This is a genomic window from Streptomyces sp. NPDC093586 (assembly GCF_044764905.1).
In the GTDB taxonomy this organism is placed as follows: domain Bacteria; phylum Actinomycetota; class Actinomycetes; order Streptomycetales; family Streptomycetaceae; genus Streptomyces.
The window spans coordinates 30,238-46,787 of sequence record NZ_JBIWJA010000036.1 but is presented as its reverse complement, the minus strand read 5'-3'; the positions used below and the strand labels follow the sequence as shown (position 1 = coordinate 46,787).

Annotated in this window: 17 protein-coding genes; 8 read left to right on the top strand and 9 right to left on the bottom strand. The window is 72.6% G+C overall.

What is annotated here, in order from left to right:
• Positions 1-128: 128 nt before the first annotated feature.
• Positions 129-644: a hypothetical protein gene (locus tag ACIRFH_RS29130; RefSeq protein ID WP_403527046.1), complete on the bottom strand. Its 516-nt coding sequence runs from the start codon at positions 642-644 to the stop codon at positions 129-131.
• Positions 645-785: 141 nt separating this feature from the next.
• Positions 786-1,331 carry a sigma-70 family RNA polymerase sigma factor gene (locus ACIRFH_RS29125; RefSeq protein ID WP_403527043.1) on the bottom strand — a complete coding sequence of 182 codons (546 nt, stop codon included), beginning with the start codon at positions 1,329-1,331 and terminating at the stop codon, positions 786-788.
• A gap of 230 nt (positions 1,332-1,561) precedes the next feature.
• Between ACIRFH_RS29125 and ACIRFH_RS29120 the strand changes: the two genes are divergently transcribed.
• On the top strand, positions 1,562-2,728 hold the full coding sequence (locus ACIRFH_RS29120) for a CapA family protein (protein WP_403527040.1): 1,167 nt from the start codon (positions 1,562-1,564) through the stop codon (positions 2,726-2,728).
• Between the two features lie 22 nt (positions 2,729-2,750).
• Here the strand turns inward: ACIRFH_RS29120 and ACIRFH_RS29115 are convergent, their stop codons facing one another.
• Positions 2,751-3,224 (bottom strand): MarR family winged helix-turn-helix transcriptional regulator, encoded by a 474-nt coding sequence (locus tag ACIRFH_RS29115; RefSeq protein ID WP_403527129.1) that lies wholly within the window; start codon positions 3,222-3,224, stop codon positions 2,751-2,753.
• A gap of 75 nt (positions 3,225-3,299) precedes the next feature.
• On the opposite strand from ACIRFH_RS29115, the gene ACIRFH_RS29110 reads away from it, so the two are divergent.
• Positions 3,300-4,115: an alpha/beta fold hydrolase gene (locus ACIRFH_RS29110; protein WP_403527037.1), complete on the top strand. Its 816-nt coding sequence runs from the start codon at positions 3,300-3,302 to the stop codon at positions 4,113-4,115.
• Here the strand turns inward: ACIRFH_RS29110 and ACIRFH_RS29105 are convergent.
• Positions 4,112-5,524 carry an amino acid permease gene (locus ACIRFH_RS29105; protein ID WP_403527034.1) on the bottom strand — a complete coding sequence of 471 codons (1,413 nt, stop codon included), beginning with the start codon at positions 5,522-5,524 and terminating at the stop codon, positions 4,112-4,114. The two genes, ACIRFH_RS29110 and ACIRFH_RS29105, sit on opposite strands and share 4 nt — an antisense overlap.
• A gap of 102 nt (positions 5,525-5,626) precedes the next feature.
• On the bottom strand, positions 5,627-6,088 hold the full coding sequence (locus ACIRFH_RS29100) for a universal stress protein (protein WP_403527031.1): 462 nt from the start codon (positions 6,086-6,088) through the stop codon (positions 5,627-5,629).
• Positions 6,089-6,257: 169 nt separating this feature from the next.
• On the opposite strand from ACIRFH_RS29100, the gene ACIRFH_RS29095 reads away from it, so the two are divergent.
• A complete protein-coding gene (locus tag ACIRFH_RS29095; protein ID WP_403527028.1) occupies positions 6,258-7,100 on the top strand; it encodes a polysaccharide deacetylase family protein in 843 nt (280 codons plus the stop codon).
• A 30-nt stretch (positions 7,101-7,130) separates the two neighbouring features.
• Here the strand turns inward: ACIRFH_RS29095 and ACIRFH_RS29090 are convergent, their stop codons facing one another.
• Complete coding sequence (locus tag ACIRFH_RS29090) at positions 7,131-7,796, bottom strand: class F sortase (RefSeq protein WP_403527126.1); 666 nt, start codon at positions 7,794-7,796, stop codon at positions 7,131-7,133.
• Between the two features lie 332 nt (positions 7,797-8,128).
• Between ACIRFH_RS29090 and ACIRFH_RS29085 the strand changes: the two genes are divergently transcribed.
• Positions 8,129-8,623 (top strand): hypothetical protein, encoded by a 495-nt coding sequence (locus ACIRFH_RS29085; protein ID WP_403527025.1) that lies wholly within the window; start codon positions 8,129-8,131, stop codon positions 8,621-8,623.
• A gap of 168 nt (positions 8,624-8,791) precedes the next feature.
• On the opposite strand, the gene ACIRFH_RS29080 is transcribed toward ACIRFH_RS29085, so the two are convergent.
• Together ACIRFH_RS29080 and ACIRFH_RS29075 are read right to left on the bottom strand one after the other, a co-directional pair.
• A complete protein-coding gene (locus ACIRFH_RS29080) occupies positions 8,792-9,556 on the bottom strand; it encodes a hypothetical protein (RefSeq protein ID WP_403527022.1) in 765 nt (254 codons plus the stop codon).
• A 16-nt stretch (positions 9,557-9,572) separates the two neighbouring features.
• The gene (locus tag ACIRFH_RS29075) at positions 9,573-9,704 is read right to left on the bottom strand and encodes a hypothetical protein (RefSeq protein ID WP_403527019.1); all 132 of its coding nucleotides are present in this window, start codon (positions 9,702-9,704) and stop codon (positions 9,573-9,575) included.
• A gap of 855 nt (positions 9,705-10,559) precedes the next feature.
• Between ACIRFH_RS29075 and ACIRFH_RS29070 the strand changes: the two genes are divergently transcribed.
• From ACIRFH_RS29070 to ACIRFH_RS29060, 3 genes are all read left to right on the top strand, one after another.
• Positions 10,560-11,498, top strand: a complete 939-nt coding sequence (locus ACIRFH_RS29070; protein ID WP_403527016.1) for an SCO0930 family lipoprotein — start codon at positions 10,560-10,562, stop codon at positions 11,496-11,498.
• 233 nt (positions 11,499-11,731) lie between these two features.
• Positions 11,732-12,544: an SAM-dependent methyltransferase gene (locus tag ACIRFH_RS29065; RefSeq protein WP_403527013.1), complete on the top strand. Its 813-nt coding sequence runs from the start codon at positions 11,732-11,734 to the stop codon at positions 12,542-12,544.
• Positions 12,541-14,685: a putative bifunctional diguanylate cyclase/phosphodiesterase gene (locus ACIRFH_RS29060; protein WP_403527010.1), complete on the top strand. Its 2,145-nt coding sequence runs from the start codon at positions 12,541-12,543 to the stop codon at positions 14,683-14,685. Before ACIRFH_RS29065 ends, ACIRFH_RS29060 begins: the two co-directional genes overlap by 4 nt.
• Before the next feature lie 177 nt (positions 14,686-14,862).
• Here ACIRFH_RS29060 and ACIRFH_RS29055 read toward each other — a convergent pair whose 3' ends face one another.
• On the bottom strand, positions 14,863-15,747 hold the full coding sequence (locus ACIRFH_RS29055; protein ID WP_403527007.1) for a LysR family transcriptional regulator: 885 nt from the start codon (positions 15,745-15,747) through the stop codon (positions 14,863-14,865).
• A gap of 131 nt (positions 15,748-15,878) precedes the next feature.
• Between ACIRFH_RS29055 and ACIRFH_RS29050 the strand changes: the two genes are divergently transcribed.
• Complete coding sequence (locus tag ACIRFH_RS29050) at positions 15,879-16,550, top strand: succinate dehydrogenase (protein WP_403527123.1); 672 nt, start codon at positions 15,879-15,881, stop codon at positions 16,548-16,550.

Below are 16,550 nucleotides of genomic sequence, written 5' to 3'. Positions count from 1 at the left end.
GCCGGAAGCCCGAGTACGTCCAGTGCGAGGGCTTCCGGCCGGCACTCCCCCCAGCCTCCGGCCGGGGGGACCCCCGGAGCACGCACCGGACGCCGCTCCTCACCGGGCGAACGTCGCCTGCCGCGGCACTAGAAGAGGTGGATGGCGAGGTGGCCGAGCGGCAGTCCCAGTTGCCAGGCCGGGGTCCACACCTTCGGTCCCTCGTCCTCCCCGGCGCCCGGGGCGCCGCCGGGCACCGCGTTCAGGTCCGGGGCGAGCAGTTCGGTCTCCTGGAGCCAGCGCCAGGCCGCCCGGGCCAGCTCCAGGTCCGGCGAGTGCCGGCCGTCGGCGTCGACGTCGGCCGTGACCTCGGCCAGCCGCTCGCGCACCCACTCGTGCCACGGCTGGTCGTAGGCCGTGAGGGACAGCCAGGTCTCCAGGTGGGTGACGACCCGGATGCCGCTCAGCTCGTTCTCGGTGTCGGACAGGAAGACGGTCAGTGCCAGCGCGTCGCGTCCGGCGCGGAACTCGAAGGACGTCGGCGGCATCAGGTCGCCGGTCCGCAGCAGTTCGTCGGCGATGTACTCGGCGTACAACCACGCCATCGGGACGGTCAGTTCGCCTCCGCCGGCGCCGTCCGTGCTCTCTTGACCTCTGTGCAGCATCCCTTCCTGCCTTCCTCCGGTGCGTGCGCGTCGCCCGACCCGGGTCATGGGCCCCCGTCCGGAACACGGATGAGGACAGCCGATTACTCAACCGGGGTCCACGGCAAGGCGCTTTACGGAGGCTTGACCATGGGGTCGGTTTCACCGCAGGTCGGCGGCGTATCCCGGTAGCACCCTGCGCAGGGCGCGCAGCGCGTAGTACGCGCGGGACTTCACGGTACCGGGCGGGATGCCGAGGGCCGTCGCGGCTTCCGCCACACTCGCCCCCTGGAAGTACACCAGCACCAGGACTTCACGGTGCTCCGGAGTGAGTGTCTTCACAGCCTCCCGCACATCGAGGGCGGCGGCGGCCCGTTCGGCGTGGTCGGCGCAGACCGGCGCGTTCTCCAGCACCGCGTCGCCGACCTCGGCCGGCCGCGCCTGCCGGGCCCGGCGCGCGTCGATGGCCAGCCGCCGGGCCACGGTGAGCAGCCAGGGCCGTACCGAGTCGAAGGCGTCGGCGCGCAGTGCCTCGAGGTGCTGCCAGGCGCGCACCAGGGTCTCCTGGACGAGGTCCTCGGCACGCTGGCGGTCGCCGTCGCTGAGCCGCAGCAGCAGCGCGAAGAGCGGCCGGCCGTGCTCGCGCTGCAGCGCGGCGAGCTCGTGCTCGGCGGTCGTCGTGTCGGGGAGGGTGGTTCCGGCCGTCATGGGCGTATGGCACCGCAGGGTCCCGCACGGGGACAGGGCGCGCGCACGGGTCTGCGACGGACGGTCGATCGCGTCGGTGAACGGTCCGACGAACGGTCGGCGCCCCTCTTTCGCGCACGCCGGACGGGCTAATGGGCGTGTCGGAGCCTCCTGTGACGGCCCCATTCTCTTTACCTGTTTGTGTGTAAATGTGATTTTTCTCGTGCATGCGACTACAGCGGAGTGAACGGATGATCACACGCAGTCGGCAGGTGGCCCTGGCCCTGACCGTCCTCCTCGCCGCGGGCGCGGCCTGCCGGGCGCGCGATCACGAGCCGCCGGCGCGACCGGCCCCCGCCCCGTCCGCGGCCCCGACCGCCACTCCCGCAGGCGCCTTCACGCTCGTCGCCTCCGGCGACGTCCTGCCCCACGACTCGATCATCGAGCGGGCGCGCTTCGACGCGGGCGGCACCGGTTACGACTTCCGCCCCATGCTCGCCGGCGCGAAGTCCGTCGTCGCCCGCGCCGACCTCGCCCTGTGCCACATGGAGACGGTGTACGGCGCGAACGGCGACTACAGCGGATACCCCCTCTTCCGGTCCCCGCCCGAGGTGGCGGCGGGCCTGGCCGCTACCGGCTACGACGGCTGCTCCACCGCCTCCAACCACACCTTCGACGACGGCGCGGACGGCATCCGCCGCACCCTGGACGCCCTGGACCGCGCCGGCGTACGGCACGCCGGGTCCGCCCGTACCGAGGAGGAGGCACGCACCACGACGATCCTGCGGGCGGGCGCGGCCCAGGTCGCCCACCTCGCCTACACCTTCGACACCAACGGCCGCCCGGCGCCGCAGGGGCAGCCGTGGGCGGTCCAGCTGATCGACGAGGACCGGATCGTCACGGACGCGCGGGCCGCCCGGAAGGCGGGCGCCGACGTCGTCGTCGTGTCCGTGCACTGGGGCACCGAGTGGCAGGACGAGCCCGACGACGACCAGACGGCCCTGGCCGAGAGCCTGACCGCCGCCCGCAGCGGCGACCGCCCCGCCATCGACCTGATCATCGGCACGCACGCCCATGTCCCGCAGGCGTACGAGAAGGTCAACGGCACCTGGGTGATCTACGGGATGGGCAACCAGATCTCCAGCGAGATGATCAACGGGGACGGCGAGCGCGATCCGCGCAGCAACCAGTCGAGCATCGGCCGCTTCACCTTCGCCCCGCCCGCCCGTCCCGGCGAACGCTGGCGGGTGACGAGGGCCGAGTTCGTCCCGCAGTTCTTCGACGTCGACGCCGGCCGGGTGGTGAACCTCAACCGGGCCCTGGGCAAGGGCGCCGAGGCGCGTGCCGTGCGCGACCGCATCCGGGACGTGGTGCTCAGCCGGGGCGCCGCCGAGGACGGGCTGGTGATGGGGGAGTAGTACGTCCGGTCGCGCCCGGGCGTCAGTCGTCGTCGACGTGGTCGAGGGCGCGCAGCATCTCGTCCAGCACCCGCAGGCAGGCCGTCACGTCGGCCGCCGTGAGCGCGCCGCCGACCGCGCGGAGCACGGCGTGCTCGCGGTCGAGGATCCCGGAGATCGTGCTCCGGCCCGCGTCGGTGAGCCGGATCAGCGACGACCGGCGGTGGGCGGGGTTCGGGATGCTCTCCACCAGGCCGTGGGCCGCCGCGTCGTTCACCATGCGCTGCACGAACTGACGGCTGATCGCCTGTGCCCGGCCCATCTGCGGCACGGTCATCGGACCGCCCCGGTGCAGCAGGGTCAGCACGGCGCGGACGCCGACGGACACGCCGTCGCGGGCCAGCCCCTGCTCGACGCTGCGCTGGGCGCGCCGGTAGAGGGGGCCGACCAGGTCGTAGACCTCGGTCAGGCGCCGGGCGAGTTCGTCCGGGGGCAGGGGGGAGGCGGTGTCGTCCATCCCGTCAGTGTCGCCCATTCCGTCACCATGACAACCCAGTTGCCAAACCCTCGCCAAGATGACACCTTGGTTGTCATGAATGCTGCTTCGGATCCGCGCTTCTTCACCTCCGCCGACGGCGACCTCGCCTACCGCGACACCGGCACGGGCGCCCCGGTCGTCCTGTTGCACTCCGGATTCGCCGACCACCGGGTCTTCGACGCCCAGATACCGGCCCTGGCCGCCACCCACCGCGTGATCGCGCCCGACGTCCGCGGCCACGGCTCCTCGGCCAACGCCACCCGGCCCTTCCGCTGGGCCGACGACCTCGCCGCCCTGCTCCGGCACCTCGACACGGGCCCCGCGGTGCTCGTCGGTGTCTCGATGGGCGGGGCCATCGCCACCGACACCGTGCTGGAGTACCCGGAGCTGGTCCGGGGCGTCGTCGTGTGCGGCGCGGCCACCAGTGAGTTCGCGTACACCGACCCCTGGGTCCGCGGCGTGCAGGCCGAGCAGGGCAGGGCCCTGGCGGCCGGTGACATCGAGGGCTGGCTCACGGCCTTCCTGCGCTTCGTGCCCGGCGAGCACCGCACGATCGAGGACGTCGACCCGGACGTCCTGCGCCGGCTGCGCGAGATGGCCCTCGGCACCCTCGCCAAGCACACGCCGGACGAGGAGAACCGGCACGTGCCCATGACCGACACCTGGGCCCGCGTCCCGAAGATCGACGTCCCGCTCCTCGCCGTCAACGGCGCCCTCGACGCCCCCGACCTGGTCGCGGAGGCGGAACGGCTCGCCCGTACGGTCCGGGACGGCCGCTGCGTGAGCATCGAGGGCACCGCGCACTACCCGAACATGGAGCGGCCCGAGGAGTTCAACCGGATCGTGCTCGACTTCCTGCGCGGGCTCTAACGGCCCGCCAGCTCCGACCTCCGGTAGGAGTAGCCGAAGTAGACCACCATGCCGACCAGGAACCAGACGGCGAAGCGCACCCAGGTCTGCCACTGCAGGAACGTGATCAGCCAGATCGAGAAGACGATGCCCAGCGCCGGCACGACCGGCATCCACGGCGTACGGAAGGTGCGCGGCAGGTCCGGCTGCCGGTAGCGCAGCACGATCACCGCCGCGCACACCACCACGAACGCCAGCAGGATGCCGATGTTGGTCAGCTCGGCCGCCTCGCCGATCGGCAGGAACCCGGCGATCGCGGCCGACGCGAACCCGACGATCCAGGTGACCCGGGTCGGCACGTGCCGCGTCGGGTGCGTCTTGGCGAACCACTTGGGCAGCAGACCGTCCCGGCTCATGCTGAACCACACGCGCGTGACACCCAGCATGAACGTGAACATGACGGTGAGGATGCCGATGATCGCGCCCACCGCGATGACGTCGGCCAGACCACTGAGCCCCACCGACTTGAACGCCGTCGAGAAGCCGCTCTCGGGGTCGATCTCCTTGTAGTTCTGCATGCCGGTCAGCACCAGACAGGCCGCCACGTACAGCACCATCGAGATGACCAGCGAGTAGATGATCGCCTTCGGCATGTGCCGCTGGGCGTCCTTGGACTCCTCGGCCGCCGTCGACATGGCGTCGTAGCCGAAGACCGCGAAGAACACCGTCGCCGCGCCCGTGAAGGCCCCGCCGACCCCGAACGGGAAGAACGGGTGGTAGTTCGAGGTGGTGATGTGGAAGAAGCCGACGGCGATCACCACCAGCACCACCAGCACCTTCAGTACGACCACGACCATCTCGAAGCGGGCCGCGTTCTTGATGCCGAGCGTCAGCAGATAGGCGATCAGCAGACACAGCAGTGCCGCGAACAGGTCGACCTTGTGCCCGTCACCGGTGCCCGGCGCGCCCAGCATCCAGTTCGGCAGGTCGGCTCCCATCTCGCCGACCAGGAAGCTGAAGTAGCCGGAGATGCCGATGGCGACCACCGCCACGATCGCCGTGTACTCCAGCAGCAGGTCCCAGCCGATGAACCAGCCGACCAGCTCACCGAGGACCGCGTAGCCGTACGTGTAGGCCGATCCCGCCTTCGGGATCAGCCCGGCGAACTCCGCGTACGACAGCGCCGCCGCCGCGCTCGCCATGCCCGCGATGAGGAAGGAGATCAGGACCGCCGGGCCCGCGGTGCCGTTGGCCACGGTGCCGGCCAGCGTGAAGATGCCGGCACCGATGATGCCGCCCACGCCGATGGCCGTCAGCTGCCACAGTCCCAGCGACCGCACCAGGCCGGCGCCCTGTCCGGCCTCGGTGTCCTCGATGTGCTCGATGGGTTTGCGGCGGAGAACGCCCTCGCCCATGCGGAATCCGGCCATGCGCCTCACCTCTTCGTGATCGGCAAACGGCTGACGGTGGATCATGATGACTCACTCGCGTCCCCGACGGAAGGCACGACGCACGCACCGGACCGACGGGCGCTACGGCACCACGGTCACCGGCCAGCGTCCCGCCTTCACCAGCCGCACCGCCACCGAACCCACGATACGGTGCCCGGCCTGCTCGGACGCGCCGACGACCACGGCGTCCGCCCGCAGCTCGTCGGCCGCCTTCACCAGACCGTTGTAGGGATCACCGCGGAAGGTGTGGAACTCCCAGCGCACGTCGAATATCCCCTTGGACCGCTCCGTCGCCGCCCGGATCTGGGCCACCAGGTCCTCGGCGATCTCGTCGGTCGTCTCCGCCACCGGCGCGCCCAGCGCCGCCCCCGCCGCCAGCACCGGCTGCACGTACACCACGGCGAGCAGCGCGCGCTGCCGCCGGGCCAGACCGCCGGCGTAGGCCGCCGCGCGGAGCGAGGAGTCGGAGCCGTCCACCCCGACCACGATGACCTTCGGCCCGTCCGTGCCCCGTTCGAACTGAGGGGAGTGCTGTTGCGTCACGCGGCGAGGTTATCGGAAGCCCCGGATCCGCCCGGCCCCGGCCGCCCGTCCCACGCCACCCCGGGGCGAGCCGCCACCGGGTACGCCCACTGGGCCGGCCGGGTGGTTCCGTGCCGCCGCACCGGTGTCGTTCAGGGGCGTCGGATCCTGCCCGGGCGAGTCATGAGTCATGAAGAAGGATCAGTTGCTCACGCGGCGCCGCGTGCTGCTCGCCGGCGCTGCGGCGGTCGGAGCGGCCGGTACCGCCGGTGTGCTCGCGGTGGGCCGGGACCACGGACCGGCCCGGCCGGCGGCCGCCCCCGCTCCGGGCGCCCCGGCGCGGCGTCCACTGGCTCCCTCCGCCTACCGCCTCCAGCCCCTGGCCGGATACGGCACGCCGGGGGCCGGACCCCACCGTCGGCCCCCGGCGCGCAGCGAGCCGATCCTGCGCATGTCCGGACGGGGCCGCACCATGATGCTCACCTTCGACGACGGACCCGACCCCCGCTACACCCCCCGGATCCTGGACACGCTGGCCGAGTACGACGTGCGCGCGACGTTCTTCGTGTGCGGGGAGATGGCCGACGACAACAGGGACCTGCTGACCCGGATGGCCGACGAGGGACACGTGGTCGGCAACCACACCTGGTCCCACCCCCTGCTGACCAAGCTCACCCGGCGCCGCATCCGCTCCGAGATGGAAAGCACCTGCGAGATCGTCGAGAAGGCCTACGGCGAGCCGCCCCGCTGGTTCCGCGCACCGTACGGGGCGTGGAACCGCGCCGTCTTCCAGCTCGGCGCCGAACTCGGCATGGAACCCCTCGCCTGGACCGTCGACTCCCTCGACTGGACCACCCCCGGCACCGCCACCATCATCGACCGGATCGAGGGCGGCGCCGCCCCCGGCGTCGTGGTGCTCTCGCACGACGCCGGGGGCGACCGCTCGCAGACCGTGCGCGCCCTGCGTACCTATCTGCCGCAGCTGCTCGACTCCGGCTATCACCTCACCGTCCCCCGGCGGCAGCACGCGTGAGACGCGCCGCGCCCGCCCGGCCGGGTCCGCTCAGCGGGCCTCGGCCAGGCGGGCGAAAGCCACGACGTTCCCGTCGTAGCCGCTCTGCTTGGTGAAATCGCCGCCGCAGGTGATGACCCGCAGTTCGGGGGCGCCCTTGGAGGCGTAGACCCGGTCGCCGGGGAAGTCGTCCTTCGCGAACACCTCGATGCCGTAGATCTCGAACACCGCGGTCTTCCCGTCCTGACGGGACACCTCGATCCTGTTTCCCTTCCTCAGGGCCCCGAGCCCGTAGAAGACGGCGGGGCCCTGCTTGTTGTCGACATGGCCGACCACCACCGCCGTGCCCTTCTCCCCGGGGGAGACCGCGCCGGTGAACCAGCCGGCCAGATTCGGGTCCTCCGGCGGCGGCGCGCCGACCCAGCCGTCCGCGTCCAGGCCCACCGGCATGACCGGCGCGTCGACCTGGATGGCGGGGATCCTGATCCGGTCGGGAACCGCGTACGCCAGCGGGGCGGGTCCCGCGACGGTCTTGCCCCCGCCGGCGGCGCGCGTGTCCGAGGCGGCCGCCGAAGCGGGTTGCGGCGGGCCCACGTCGAACTCGCCCGAACCGTTGCGGATGAGCGCGAGTCCGGTCAGCAGAACCAGCGCTATCACGCCCCAGGGAGCGCGCTTCCTCCGCCGCTCCTCCTCGGCCAGTTCCTCGGACCCGTACATTCGCCTTCCCCTCTCGGCACGGCCGTCGCCGTGTCGCTCGCGCATACGAGAACGCTAAGCGCGGCGCATCCCCGCGGCGACGGGACGCATGCGAACGGGTGGTGCGGGCCTCCGGTGGTGAGCCATCCGGGACACGCCCGGCCGGAATCTCCTGACGGTCCGTGACCTGCGGTGTTGTCCACTCGCCCGGTTCCGGCCCGGTACGCCCTCTCACCGGGACGGACCATTCCCGAAATGCGGTGGTGGGCACGGCAACTGAGGGTCTTTCTGGGAGGCGCTTTCTCGCCGATCGACCGGGGACGGGTCCCGGGGCGTCTTCCGCGGAGGATGACATGCGCAACTTTCGTGCCCTGGCGGCCGCGGGTGCGGCGGTCGCCGTTCTCGGGCTGGCCGCCCCCACGGCCACCGCCGGCGGCGACCACAACACGCCGAGCAACATCGTCGCCCTGCCCAGCGTCATCGCGCGCGGCGGCCAGATGACCGTCACGGTCGACGGCTGCCCGCAGGGCGGGACGATGACCTCGGAGGCGTTCGGCAGGGCGCACCTGACCCCGGTCCGAGGGGCCAACGAGACCTCCAGGGGCACCGCCACCATCAGGCACGACGTCCGGCCCGGCTCCTACGACATCAGGGTCAACTGCTCGGGCAGGACGCTGACCCGCCCGGCCGCGTTCACCGTCATCGGCGGTGTCCGCGGCGGTCTCGGCGGTGGCAGTTCGACCGGGGCGACGCCGGCGGACGTCGCGATCGGCGGCGGGCTCGTGGCCGCGGCCGTCGCCGGCGGGGGCCTGTTCTGGATGCGCCGTCGGTCCGAGCGCCGGATCTGACCCCGCCCCACCGGGATCGTGCGGGCTCCACCGTCGGGGAGAGGGCCCGCCCGTCACCGCCCTCGTGACGGCCCACATCGGCAGGCCGCCGCCCCGGGCCCCCAGGGGAACCGGGGCGACGCCCTGTGCGCGGGGCGCGGCGGCCGGGGGCGGGCCTGTGCGGGTCCGTCAGCCCTTGACGCCCGGGAAGAGGCTCAGGAACGGATCCGTCGACGCCGCGACCCCGCGGCTGTAGGGCGCGTCGAAGTCCCAGATCAGGAAGAGCAGGAAGGCGATCAGCGCGGAGAACAGCCCGGCGAGGACCAACTCCCGCGCGGTGCGCCGGATCTGCAGGGCGAAGACCATGCCGATCGTGACGACGGCACCGGTGATGAGCCCGAACCACACCACCCCCGGCATCGTGGCTCCGGTCGACTCCGCCCGGGAGGTACGGGCCTGGTCCGCGGCGGCCACCTGGTCGACGAGCGGCTGGTAGGCCTGGGCCTCGAAGTCCGAACGCGGCTCGTAGTCGGTGACGTCCGCGCGGACCCGGTCGAGCAGCTCGGTGCCGCGCTCGGTGACCCGGCCCTCGTCGGCCATGGACTTCCACTCGGTCGTCACGACGTGTCCGACATAGGCGTTGACATCCTCCCGGATGCGGTCACGGACGTCGGGCGGATAGACCCGGACGCGCTCGGAGATCTCGTGCAGCGCGACGGCCTCCGCCTGCACGTGGTCCTCGGCGGCGCTGCGTGCCTCCCAGACACCGGCGATGGCCAGGCCCAGGACGATGGCGTACACCACGCCGATCCACATCGTCATGTACTCGATGACGTCCGGGGTCTCGGTGATGTCCTCGTCGTCGGAGGCTGTGCGGTGCCGCAGGAAGGTGATGATGACGACGACGGCGCACGCGGCCAGCATCGCGAGGATGAGAACAAGCCATTCCGGCAAGAGGAGCCTCCAGGGATCAGCGCGCGCGCAGCGCGGCGACGGCGACCAGCGCGGGCACCGTGATGAGCAGGACGAAGACGAGGGGTGAGGCGGCCCCGCGTGAGGACCGCTGCTGCACCCGGGCGGTGCGGTACCGCGGGTAGTGCACCGGGGTCAGTGACGGGCGGGGCGTCGGCGTGGCCGACGGGGCGGGCGCGGGAACGGGCGGCCGGACCGGTGGCGGCGTCGGTGCGGGCGTCGGTGACGGTGTCGGCGTAGGGGTGGGCGTGGGGCGGGGCGGCGCCGGGCGCGGGGGCGGCGGCGGTGGCGGCTCGGGTTTCGGGGCGGGTGGAGGCGGAGGTTTCGGCGTGGGCGGCGGTGGGGGTGTGGGCTTCGGCGGCGTGGGCTTCGGAGGCGGGGTCGGGGTGGGCGTGGGCGGCGGTGGGGGAGTGGGCTCCGGGCACGGTGGGAAGGTGGGCCAGGAGGCACTCCCGGCGACCGCCACCGCTTCGATGCCCCCCGGGCCGGTCGAGGCCCACGCGCAGGCGTCGGCCTGCGCCGTGCCGACCGGTGTGCCGACGAGTGCGAACGTCAGCGTCACCAGGGCCAACACCCTGCAGGCGGCGGTGGATTGGGTCGGTTCGGGTCCGTGCACGACGAGATCATCAGGCTTGGTGCGCGGTGCCACGCGGGAGAATCCGGTGATTGCCCCGAAGGAGGGACACGGGCCGGTCGGCGGTTTGACCGGCGGTCGGCCGCCCGCGCACGGATTCGTACGCGCGTGCGCGGAGGAGCGGGGCGGAGGCCCTCTCGGACGGAGGCTCCGGTGGACGGCGGTCCCGGTGGACGGAGGTCCCGTCGGAGGGAGGTCCGCTCTCCGCTCGCCGGTACCGGGGCGGGCGAGTCCCGGCCGGAAAGAATTCCCCGCCCCGGCTGAACACAACCCGCGCCGTCGTGCGTACCCAGTGTCGTGCGGCGACTCAGCAGGGCGCCGCAACACCTTTGCGATGATCGGGGATCGACCATGAAGACCTCCTGGCGGAACGCCTCACTCGTGGCGGGCGCCGCGGCGGTGCTGGCGCTGACGACGGCGTGCGGTCAGGACGGCGGCGCCGCCTCGGGCAGCCAGAACGTGGGCGCGACGGCCGCCCCCGGTGACGTCGGCACCCTCGGCACCGGAGTCGGCGACGGCCTCGGCGCCGAGGGCGGGCAGGCATCCGCGGCTCCGCCCGTGTCCGCCGGCAAGCTGTCCGTCTCCGCGAACGCCGAGCTCGGCGAGCTCGTGACCGACGGCGGGGGCCGCACCCTCTACCGGTTCGACCAGGACACCGCCCAGCCGCCCAGGACGACGTGCGAGGCCGGCTGCGCCACGGCCTGGCCGCCGGTGGCCGCGGACGACGCCATCGCCGGCGAGGGCATCGACAAGTCGCTGCTCGGCGAGGTCACCCGCGCCGACGGCACCAAGCAGCTGACCATCGGCGGCCGGCCGGCGTACCGCTACGCCAAGGACGCCGTCGGGGAGGTCAAGGGCCAGGGCGTCGGCGGGAAGTGGTACGCGCTCGCCCCCGACGGCAAGAAGGCCGGGGCGGCCGACCCGGCGGGACTGTCCACCCGCGACGACCCCGAGCTCGGCGAGATCGTCGTCGACGAGAACGGCATGACCGTCTACCGCTTCATGAAGGACGAGGCGTGGCCGGAACCGGTCTCCGCGTGCACCGGGGCCTGCCTGGAGAAGTGGCCGGTCGTGGCCCCGGTGGAGGCGAACGACACCAAGGGGGTGGTGAAGAAGGGCCTGATGGGCTTCACCCGGCCCGACGGTGCCGCGCAGCAGACGGTCGACTGCTGGCCGATCTACACCTTCGCAGGTGACAAGAAGGCCGGCGACACCAACGGCCAGGGTGTCGGCGGCACTTGGTACGCCGTCGCGCCCGACGGGAAGCCGGTCGGCGCGCCGAAGAAATAGCAGCCTCTCCCCGGGCCTCCTCTCCAGGGCCCCAGGGCCTTCCGGCGCCGTCCCCTCCGTTTCCCGGCGGAGGGGACGGCCCCATTCGCGCGCTTTGGCACGCCTTGGCGCCCGGCACGTGCCGCGGGCAGTGACCGGGAACGGACGGTCGATCCCCGCTCGGGCTCGCCCCTTCGGCGGGCGATCAGTAGCCTCAGCTCGAACACCGGATCGCCCGAGCCTTGGAGAGACAGATGGAGCGCCCCGCCTGGGCCCCATGGAGCATCGACATCTCGGTGCCGAGCGTGTCCCGCATCTACGACTTCTACCTGGGCGGTTCGCACAACTTCGAGGTCGACCGCGAAGCGGCCCGCAGGGCCATGGAGTTCATGCCGGGGCTCCCCAAGATCATGCAGGCGAACCGGGCGTTCCTGCGCCGCGCCGTGCGCTTCGCGGCCGGTGAGGGCATCGACCAGTTCCTGGACATCGGCTCCGGCATCCCCACCTTCGGCAACGTCCACGAGGTGGCCCGGGCGGCCCGGCCCGGTGCCCGCGTGGTGTACGTCGACCACGACCCGGTCGCGGTCGCGCACAGCCAGGCGGTCCTGGCGGGCGCCGAGGACGCGGACGTCGTGGCCGCGGACCTGCTCAAGCCGCGGGACATCCTCGACAGCCCCCAGGTGGAGCGGCTGATCGACCTGAATCGGCCGGTGGCCCTCCTCCTCGTTGCCATACTGCACTTCGTGGAAGACGCGGACGACCCCTACGCGGCGGTTGCCGAACTGCGCGACGCGCTCGCACCCGGCAGCCTGCTCGTCCTCACGCACGCCTCGTACGAGGGGATCCCGCTGCCCGCCGAACGGGCCGGGGGCGCGGTGGACGTCTACAAGGACATCCGCAATCCGCTGATCATGCGTTCGCGCGACGAGATCGCCCGGTTCTTCGAGGGGTACGACATGGTGGAACCCGGACTGGTTCCCATGCCGCGCTGGCGGCCCGAGACGGCGCCGGAGGACGAGGACCCGTACGCCTTCTCCGGCTTCGCGGGCGTGGGGCGTACGGCGTGACCGCGGAGCCGGGCGGGCCGGAGGACAGACTCCGCAGGTTCGCGACGATCTGGAGCCGCGCGGTGTTCCCGGTGACCTCGACGTCGTCGACCCGGCCCGAGTTCGAGGAAGAACTGATGCCGCTGGCCCGCCGGCTGAGCGAGCTGCTGCGGGCCCGGAGCCTGGACACCGAGGAGGCGAAGGCCGTCGGCGCGGCACTCGTCGACGTGCACTGCACCGACCCCGACGCCCTCGCCCGCACGCTGGACTGCGTGGACGCCTACCTGGTGCTGTACTGCGGCGAGGACGGCGACCCCGAGGCCCTGCGGGCGCGTTCGGCGCGACTCCAGCACGCCATGGCGGCCGGGTTCGCCGGGGCGCTGCGCGACCGCACGCTCGCCGAGCAGGAGGCCATCGCGCAGGCCGCCCTGAAGGCGCAGGGCGTGGTGGCCGAGGCCCTGCACGCCAGCGAGGCCCGCTTCCGCGCGGTCTTCGAGGGCGCCGCCATAGGCATCGGCATCGCCGACCTCGACGGCAACATCCTCCAGGTCAACGGCGCCCTGACCCGCATGTTCGGCCTGACCGACCTCTCGCTGCGCGGCCGCAACGTCAGGGAGTGGACCCACCCCGACGACGCGCCGCAGACCTGGCGGCTCTACCAGGAGCTGGTGAGCGGCGAACGCGAGGCCTACCACTGCGAGAAGGCCTTCTACCGGCCCGACGGCACGGTCCTGTGGACCAACCTGACCGTCTCCCTGCTGCGCGACCCCGACGGCAGCCCGCAGTACCAGCTCGCGCTGATGGAGGACACCACCGAGCGCCGCCTGCTCAACCTGCGGCTGCGCTACGAGGCCACCCACGACGCGCTCACCGGCCTGCCCAACCGCAGTTTCTTCTTCGAGCGCCTGGAGAAGGCCCTCGGCGCGGGCCCGGGCCAGCGGTTCGGCCTGTGCTACCTCGACCTCGACGGCTTCAAGACCGTCAACGACAGCCTCGGCCACGCGGCCGGCGACCGGCTGCTCGTGGAGGTCGCCGACCGGCTCCAGGCCTGCGCCACCGCGCCCGGCGAGATGGTCGCCCGGCTCGGCGGCGACGAGTTCGTGGCGCTGACCACCGGCCCGGACACCCGGCGCGAGGTGGACGAGCTCGCCGGGCGCATCATGAACGCGCTGCTCGCCCCCATCAACGTCGACGGCCGTGAACTGACCGTGCGCGGCAGCATCGGCATCGTCGAGGGTCCGGCCGGGGAACGCAGTCCGGCGGAGGTGCTGCGCAGCGCCGACATCACCATGTACCGGGCCAAGTCCGCGGGCGGCAACCGCTTCGAGCTCGCCGACCCCGAGGCCGACGCCCGCGTCATCACCCGGCACGGGCTGACGACCGCGCTGCCGGCGGCCCTGGAGCGGGGCGAGTTCTTCATCGAGTACCAGCCGCTGGTGCACCTCGACGACGGCAGCGTGCACGGCGCCGAGGCCCTGGTGCGCTGGCTGCACCCGCAGCACGGCGTGCTCGGCCCGGACCGCTTCATCCCGCTCGCCGAGCGCACCGGGCTCATCGTCCCGCTGGGCCGCTGGGTGCTGGAGCAGTCCGTGCGGCAGGCGCGTACGTGGCGGGAGCGGTACGGCGAGGCGACCGCCGCGGGCCCGCTGCGCATCAACGTCAACCTCTCGCCCTGCCAGCTCACCCACCCCGGGCTGGTCCAGGACACCGTCGAGATCCTGGAACGCATCGGCGTCGCACCCGACGCGCTCTGCCTGGAGGTGACGGAGTCCGCGCTGATCGGCGCGGACGACGACCTGCTGAAGCCACTGCGCCGGCTGGCCGAGATGGGCGTCGACATCGCCCTGGACGACTTCGGCACCGGCTACTCCAACCTCGCCAACCTGCGCCGGCTGCCGGTGAGCGTCCTCAAGCTGGACCGCTCCTTCACGCAGAGCATGCAGCGGTTCCCGGCGGACCCGGTCGACCTCAAGATCGTGGAGGGCATCGTCGCCCTGGCCCACAGCCTCGACCTGACCGTCACGGTGGAGGGCGTGGAGACCGGTGCCCAGGCCGAGCAGCTGCGCGTCCTGGGCTGCGACACGGCCCAGGGCTGGTACTACGCCCGCCCGGGCCCGCCGGAGCGCCTGCACGAACTGGCCCTGGTGGACGCCACGGGCTGAACCGGGCTCCGGCCCCGGGCCGCCTACGCTCCGTCGCGGGCGGCCCCGGCCACCTCGGCCGCCACGCGCACGAGGGCCGCGGTGGCGGTCGAGCGGGACTCCCGGGGCCAGGCGCGTCCGGAGTCCCGCGCCCGGGACGGCGACGTCCCGGCCTCCGGCCCGGTACGGGGCCGGGCCTCACCTCTCCAGCAGCATCCGCTGGAGCTCCCGCGCGGCCCTCGGCGGGGCCACGTCGCTGCGGTGGGCCAGGGCGATGGTCCGGTGCAGGCCCGGGCGGGCCAGCGGTGTCACCCGTAGACCGCGCCCCGACCGCGCCGCCACCATCCGGGGGACGACCGCCATGCCCAGCCCCGCCCGCACGAACCCCAGTACCGCGTCCATCTCCCCGCCCTCCACCGCGAGGTCCGGCTCGAACCCCGCGGAGCGGCACGCGGCCACCGTCAGCTCCCGCAGGTCGTAGCCGTGCCGGAACATCACCAGTCGCTCGCCCTCCAGGTCGGCGATCCGCACCGCCCGCCGCCCGCCGCCCGGCCGGGGCGCCTCCGGCGACGACACCACCACCAGGTCCTCCCGCAGCAGCTCCACCGTGGTCAGCGCCGGCGACGCGGTGGGCAGCGGCAGGACCACCAGCGCCAGGTCGAGCGCGCCGCGGGCCAGTTCCCGTACCAGGTCGTGCGAGCCGCTCTCCTCGATCAGCAGCCGGACGCCGGGGTAGCGGTCGTGGAACGCCCGCAGCACGTCGGGGAGCAGCCCCGTGCACAGGCTCGGCGTGGCACCCAGCCGGACCCGCCCGCTGCGCAGCTGCACCAGCTCCAGTACCTCGTGCCGCGCGGTGTCCGCGTCGGCCAGGATGCGCCGGGCCAGCGGCAGCAGCGCCTCCCCGGCGTCGGTCAGCGTGATGTTGCCCCGCGCCCGCAGGAACAGATCCGCGCCGAGCTCCCGCTCCAGCGCCTTGATCTGCTGCGACAGCGACGGCTGCGCCACGTGCACGCTCTCCGCGGCCCGCGTGAAGTGGCGGGTCTCGGCGACCGCCACGAAGTACTGGAGCTGCTGGAACTGCATGCCGCAAGCATACGACGGTCGATAGCCGGATCCTATGGAAACAAGCCGTACCATGTCTTGGACCGATTGCCCCTCACCCCCGTAGCGTCGGTGGCATGGCTCTGGCAACGCGGACGGACCGACGGCCGTCCATGGCGCGCACCGTGTGGGACTCGTCCGTCGGCAAGAAGACAGTGATGGCGGTCAGCGGTCTCGTCATGCTGCTCTACCTGGTCGCCCACATGATCGGTAACCTGAAGATCTTCTTCGGGACGAGCGAGTTCAACCACTACGCCCACTGGCTGCGCACGGTCGGCGAGCCGTTCATGCACTACGAGTGGACGCTGTGGCTGATCCGCGTCGTGCTGGTCGTCGCCGTGGTCGCCCACGCCACGTCCGCGTACCAGCTCAGCCGCCGCGACATCAAGGCTCGGCCCAGCAAGTACGTGCACAAGAAGCCGGGTTCGAGCTACGCGACGCGCACCATGCGCTGGGGCGGGATCATCCTCGGCCTGTTCATCGTCTGGCACATCCTGGACCTGACCACCGGCACCGTGCACTCCGGCGGCTTCGAGACGGGCAAGCCCTACCAGAACGTCGTGGACACCTTCTCCACCTGGTACGGCAACGTGATCTACATCGTCGCGATGCTCGCCCTCGGCCTGCACATCCGGCACGGCTTCTGGTCCGCCGCCCAGACCCTCGGTGCCGGCAGCCGCAGCCGCGACCGCGCCCTGAAGACCGTCGCGAACGTCCTCGCGCTGCTGCTCACGGCAGGCTTCATCGCCGTGCCCGTGGGCGTCATGACCGGAGTGGTGAGCTGA